The 3274-nt window shown below is 73.0% G+C and carries 4 protein-coding genes; 1 reads left to right on the top strand and 3 read right to left on the bottom strand.

The window, feature by feature from the left end; genetic code table 11:
* The 3 genes from AC1DY2_RS17615 to pdhA all read right to left on the bottom strand — a co-directional run.
* On the bottom strand, positions 1 to 657 hold a 657-nt coding region (locus tag AC1DY2_RS17615; RefSeq protein ID WP_476763592.1), incomplete at its 3' end, for a biotin/lipoyl-containing protein.
* A 5-nt stretch (positions 658 to 662) separates the two neighbouring features.
* The gene (locus tag AC1DY2_RS17610; protein WP_476763591.1) at positions 663 to 1673 is read right to left on the bottom strand and encodes an alpha-ketoacid dehydrogenase subunit beta; all 1011 of its coding nucleotides are present in this window, start codon (positions 1671 to 1673) and stop codon (positions 663 to 665) included.
* On the bottom strand, positions 1670 to 2818 hold the full coding sequence (gene pdhA / locus AC1DY2_RS17605) for a pyruvate dehydrogenase (acetyl-transferring) E1 component subunit alpha (protein WP_476763590.1): 1149 nt from the start codon (positions 2816 to 2818) through the stop codon (positions 1670 to 1672). The genes AC1DY2_RS17610 and pdhA overlap by 4 nt, the downstream gene beginning before the upstream one ends.
* Positions 2819 to 2984: 166 nt before the next feature.
* Here pdhA and AC1DY2_RS17600 point away from each other — a divergent pair.
* The coding region (locus tag AC1DY2_RS17600; RefSeq protein ID WP_476763589.1) for an Lrp/AsnC family transcriptional regulator at positions 2985 to 3274 on the top strand (290 nt) is incomplete at its 3' end.

Below are 3274 nucleotides of genomic sequence, written 5' to 3'. Positions count from 1 at the left end.
GGTGATGAGCCCGCGCTCCCCCGTACCGCTGACGGTGGCGAGGTCGATGCCGAGGTCCCGTGCGAGCTTGCGAACGGGCGGGGTCGACCGCGGGCGCTCGGGCGCGCCGGTGGACAGGTGGGACGGCGTCGTCGTGGCGGGCTCTCGACCCCCGGCCGCCGGYGCGGCGTCGAGGTCGGTGACGGTGCCGCCCGATGCCGGCGGCTCGGGCACCAAGTCGGCGGCGAGGCTCGCGCGGCGGGCACGACGCTTCGGGCCGCCCTCGTCACGCGCGCCGTAGCCCACGAGGTTCGGACCGGGTGCGGCGTCGCGCTCGGGCTCCGCCGAAGCGGGTGCGACGTCGTCGGTCCGGGCGGCGGCCGGGGCCTCGGCGGACGCGGACGCGGGGCTCGAGGCCGCGGCATCCGTCGCCGCACCGTCGCCGGTGTCGCAGGAGAACAGCGGCTCGCCGACGTTCACGGTCTCGCCCTCGGCCGCGTGCAACGCGGTGATGACGCCGGCGTAGGGCGACGGCAGCTCGACGACCGCCTTCGCCGTCTCGACGTCGGCGATGATCTGGTTCAGCTCGACCCGGTCGCCGACGGCGACGCGCCAGGCGACGATCTCGGACTCGGTGAGGCCCTCGCCGAGGTCGGGCAACGGGAACTCCCGGATCATGGCGCTCACGCCTCCACCCCGCTCAGCGAGTTCGGGCGGCCGAGCACGCGGTCGACCCCGTCGAGGATGCGGTCGAGGTCGGGCAGGTGGTGCCGCTCGAGCTTCGCGGGCGGGTACGGGATGTCGTGGCCCGTGACGCGCACGGGTGCGGCCTCGAGGAACTCGAAGCAGCGCTCGGTGACGCTCGCGGCGAGCTCGGCGCCGACGCCCCCTTGCTGTCCGGCCTCGTGCGTGATGACGAGGCGGCCCGTGCGACGCACCGACGCCTCGACGGTCGCGTAGTCGACGGGAGCGAGCGAGCGCAGGTCGATGACCTCGATCGAGACGCCGTCCTCGGCGGCGGCGATGGCGGCGTCTCGGGCCGTCTGCACGAGCGCGCCGTACGTCACGAGCGTGACGTCGGTGCCGGATGCCACGACCGAGGCGACCCCCATGGGCTTCGCGTCGGCCAGGCTCGCCGTCTCGTCGACCTCGCCCTTCACGTGATAGCGGCGCTTCGGCTCGAAGAACAGCACCGGGTCGTCGCTCGCGATGGCCTGCTGGATCATCACGTACGCGTCGGCGGGGTTCGAGCACGCCACGACGCGGAGGCCGGCCGTGTGCGCGAAGTACGCCTCGGGCGACTCGGAGTGGTGCTCGGCCGCGCCGATGCCCCCGCCGAACGGCACCCGGATCGTGATCGGCATCCGCACGTTGCCGCGCGACCGGTAGTGCAGCTTCGCGACCTGGGCGACGATCTGGTCGAAGCCCGGGTAGATGAACCCGTCGAACTGGATCTCGACGACCGGCCGGAAGCCGCGATAGGCCAGGCCCACGGCGGTGCCCATGATGCCCGCCTCCGACAGCGGGGTGTCGACCACGCGATTCGCGCCGAACTCCGCCTTCAGTCCGTCGGTGATGCGGAAGACCCCGCCGAGCGTGCCGATGTCCTCGCCCATGAGCACGACCTTGTCGTCGGCGGCGAGGGCGCGCCGGAGGCCGGCGTTGAGGGCCTTCCCGAGGGTGAGCGTGGTCATCGGGCGCCTCCTGCAGCTCCGGATGCCGCGGCATCCGTCTCGTCGAACATGGCGAGGTAGCGCGCGTAGTGCTCGCGCTGGCGCGCGAGGTGCGTGTTGGGCTCCGCGTAGACGTGGTCGAACACCGTCATCGGCTCGGGGTCGGGGATCGTCGTGACGGCGGCGCGGAGTTCGGCGGCGGCGCGCCCGGCCTCGTCGGCGATGTCGCGCTGGAGGCCGTCGGTGTCGACGCCGAGGGTGCCGAGGAGGGCGAGCAGCCGGGTGAGCGGGTCGCGAGCACCCCATTCGGCGAGCTCGTCGTCGGTGCGATAGCGCTTGGGGTCATCGGCCGTGGTGTGCGGGCCGAGCCGGTAGGTCACGGCCTCGATGAAGGTGGGGCCGCCGCCACGTCGGGCGCGGTCGAGCGCGATGCGGGTCGCGGCGAGCACCGCGAGCACGTCGTTGCCGTCGACGCGGATGCCCGGCATGCCGAACCCGTCGGCGCGACGGGCGAGCGGCTGCTTGGACTGCAGGCCCACGGGCTCCGAGATCGCCCATTGGTTGTTCTGGCAGAAGAACACGACCGGCGCGTCGAAGCTCGCAGCGAAGACGAGGGCCTCGTTCACGTCGCCCTCGCTCGTCGCGCCGTCGCCGAAGTACGCGACGCTCGCGGCATCCGTGCCCTCCCAGGCCGCGCCCATCGCCCAGCCGGTGGCGTGCAGCGCCTGGGCACCGATGATGATCTGGGGCACGGCCATGCCGTGCTCGTACGGGTTCCACCCGGAGGAGGCGGAGCCGCGCCACACGGTGAGCAGCTCGGCCGGTCCGACGCCGCGGCACCAGGCCACGGCGTGCTCGCGGTAGCTCGTGAACACGAAGTCGTCGTCACGCAGGGCGCGGGCCGAGCCGATCTGCGCGGCCTCCTGCCCGGCGAGCGGCGGCCAGAGTCCCAGCTCGCCCTGGCGCTGCAGGGCCGTCGCCTCGGCGTCGAGCCGGCGCACGATGGCCATGTCCCGGTAGAGGCGGCCGAGGGCGGCGGCGTCGACGTCGGCGACCCAGGGGTCGTGCTCGGCGTCGGCACGGCGCTCGCCGGTGGGGGTGATGAGCTGCACGAAGTGGTCGGGCTTGGTGAGGAGCCCGGTGGCGTCTCGGTCGGATGGGGTCATCGTCGATCCTCGCGTTCGGCGGGCCCGCCTCGTGAGCGGCCCGCGCCCGGCGACTCTGCCGGATACCGTGAGCGTACGTCGATCTTGCACTCAGCTCAAGTATGCGCGGACGCGTTGAGCATGTTGCCAAGTTGCATCCCGAGTTAGGGTGCTATCGTGTGGCGATATGAACGGCTACGACGCGGTCGACCGTGCCCTGCTCATCGCACTGGCTGCCGACCCCCGGGCGACCGTCGTCGCGCTCGCCGACCGGCTCGCGCTGTCGCGCAACACCGTGCAGGCCCGGATGTCGCGACTCGAGGCATCCGGCGCGTTCCTCTCGTTCGAGCGCAGCATCGACCCGGCCCCGCTCGGCTTCCCGCTCGAGGCGTTCGTGTCGGTGCACGTGCGCCAGAAGCAGCTCGCCGACGTGGTGGCCGAGATCGCCGGCATCCCCGAGGTGATCCAGGCGCACGG

Source organism: Agromyces sp. P1_H4, from assembly GCF_056405255.1.
The sequence above is the reverse complement of the archived record's forward strand: the minus strand, read 5'-3'. Positions and strand labels throughout refer to the sequence as shown.

Coding starts and splice junctions, on each gene's coding strand:
- AC1DY2_RS17610 (WP_476763591.1), bottom strand. CDS start 1,673: ATGACCACGCTCACCCTCGGGAAGGCCCTCAACGCCGGCCTCCGGCGC.
- pdhA (WP_476763590.1), bottom strand. CDS start 2,818: ATGACCCCATCCGACCGAGACGCCACCGGGCTCCTCACCAAGCCCGAC.